We start from the raw sequence: 2,188 nt of genomic DNA, 5'->3' as shown, positions 1-2,188 counted from the left end.
GAATTTCTTTTGATTGATTAGTTATTATGTATTCTAAAATCTCTATAAATTCTTGGCTATCATCGTTTTTCTTAATATCATCGAATGTACGTTTTTTACGGCCTATTTTAAGGCTTAAACTCCAACTATTTTTATCTTTTCCATTAGTCCTTACTTCAATATCATTAATTTGTGAATATTCATAAGTCATCTGTTCGTGCTTAGAAACAAAGAAAATGGATTGTGTAGTAAGTGCTAATATCCCTTTTAATTCTCTACCACTTTTTTTATCACATTCAGCTTCGATAATCTTTAGAACGCTTTCCTGCGACGATAAGGTTGCGATTTCTGCTTCTTGTAATAATCTTCCATACTTTGTTACTAAGGTTTTTTGACCTATTGTAGGGCGTTTACCTATCCACTTTTCCATAATGTCCCCCTATTTTACATAATGATATTCTAACAGAAACTTATATTTTTTGACTTAATTTTACCAAATACCGGATGATTTTACATCATTTATTGTTATCAATTTCTAGATAATTTAGTTAAACACTTGTGTCTTTCTAAACAAAAAAGTCCAGAAATCACTTTCTGGACTTTTCCTATTTAATATCCTTCCCTCAACACCGCATAGCATTCCCCAATCAGTTCTTCCGCTCCCGGCTCTCCTTTCAGCCCACGGCGGACGATTTCCGATGATAGGTTCTGGACTTTGAGCGCTCGTGGGGCTCTTCTTTTATAGTACGCCTGTAATGCTGTTTCGTGGTCGGCGTGGTTTTGGAGTTCTTCGGCGAGGACGATGGCATCCTCGATCGCCATTGCCACTCCTTGTGCCAGGGTTGGCGCACCGGCGTGGGCGGCGTCTCCTCCGATGATGACGGGTCTTCGTACCATGGCTCCAGCACTGTGACCTGCTCCAGCGTATTTAAAATGATAGGATACTCATAAACACTCCATCTGCCCTTTTTATGTATGGAAAAAAAGCGCCTATCCAAAGACAGGCGCTTTTTCATTAATCATCACTGCTCAAAATGCCGAAGAAGCGGAGCAGGTTGATGAACAAGTTGATAAAGTCTAGGTACAGCGATAACGCCATAACCGGAATCAAGTCTTCCGTAATGTGGCGGTGTTTGATTTGATTCAAATCATACAAAATGTAAAGGGAAAAGACGATGGTTCCGATCACGGAATACGCCATCATCGCCGCTGAGTTTAACGGGCTGAAAATGTTGAAAATCCCTACCACTGCGAGGGCGAGCACCGCTACCAGCAGAAATGACCACAGGAAGGATAAATCCTTCTTCATTTTTGCGCCGATTGTGCCTAAGACGGCAAAAATGACAAATGTAGAGCCAAAGGCTTCAAGCACGACATAGGCGCCGACGATGGAAGCGTAATGGCTGACGATCGGAAATAAGGTAATGCCGGAAACGAACGCGAATGTATATACAAACGCATACCCGACCGCTTTTCTTCTGCGCATCCAGAAGGCCAGAATAATCATCGCCACTTCAAGAATAGAAAGCGGCAGCATCAAAGCGGCAGGAACAAATTGGCCGATAAAAAGGCCTACAGTCGCGATCAGCAAAGTGAAGACAAAGACTGTCAAAATGCGTTGCATGATCGATTGCTTACTCTCGTGAACCGTAGCTTGCATGTCAAAAATCCTCCTAAAAAATGATCTTAAAGGTCTATTATATAAAAATTGGATGAAATATGTATATGTTTTAAGGAGAATTTAATGAAACAAACGCCCTTTACATTATCATTTTGATTCTTTCCTTTTCAGCGAAAAACGGTGCTTTTCTATTTTCTCAATTTGGGTAATCTGAGAATCATGAACCGTAATCTGAACGGTGCCGAAATCGAGTGTTTCCAGCGAGCTGATTATTTTTTCAATCACTTCCGGATCAATCGTTGATTTTGAAACCAAAAGACCTTCCCCCCTGATGAACAGGTTTTAATTCACAGTATTCTTATAAGAATTATAATATTATGTTTTTTTTGATAAATCAATGGTGATTTCTGTTCAAATCAAAAAGGCATATGATCACCCGGTGACGGACAATCATATGCCTGGAAACTTTCTATTTGTTTTCTTCCAATTCCTCAACAATACAGCGGACACCCATGTTTTCTAATGCCTGCTTCAGCGTGCCGTACGTTTCATATTCACTAAAATCAAGCCCCAATTGAATCGATGTTT

Annotated in this window: 2 protein-coding genes and 3 pseudogenes; all 5 read right to left on the bottom strand. The window is 40.0% G+C overall.

Features of this window, described 5'->3' with window-relative positions; translation table 11 throughout:
- Positions 1-409: pseudogene (locus tag ACWHAR_RS20045) on the bottom strand (excalibur calcium-binding domain-containing protein); the annotation flags it as partial.
- Between the two features lie 179 nt (positions 410-588).
- Positions 589-926, bottom strand: a pseudogene (locus tag ACWHAR_RS20040) (FAD-dependent monooxygenase); the annotation flags it as partial.
- A gap of 68 nt (positions 927-994) precedes the next feature.
- Positions 995-1,639, bottom strand: coding sequence for a Bax inhibitor-1/YccA family protein (locus ACWHAR_RS20035; protein ID WP_452087615.1), 645 nt, complete (start codon positions 1,637-1,639; stop codon positions 995-997).
- Positions 1,640-1,747: 108 nt separating this feature from the next.
- Entirely contained in the window at positions 1,748-1,915 is a 168-nt protein-coding gene (locus ACWHAR_RS20030) for a YezD family protein (protein ID WP_003244522.1), read from the bottom strand.
- 154 nt (positions 1,916-2,069) lie between these two features.
- Positions 2,070-2,188, bottom strand: a pseudogene (locus ACWHAR_RS20025) (STAS domain-containing protein); the annotation flags it as partial.

This window comes from Bacillus sp. LR--39, from assembly GCF_053613335.1.
This window is presented reverse-complemented; position numbering and strand designations above follow the sequence as displayed.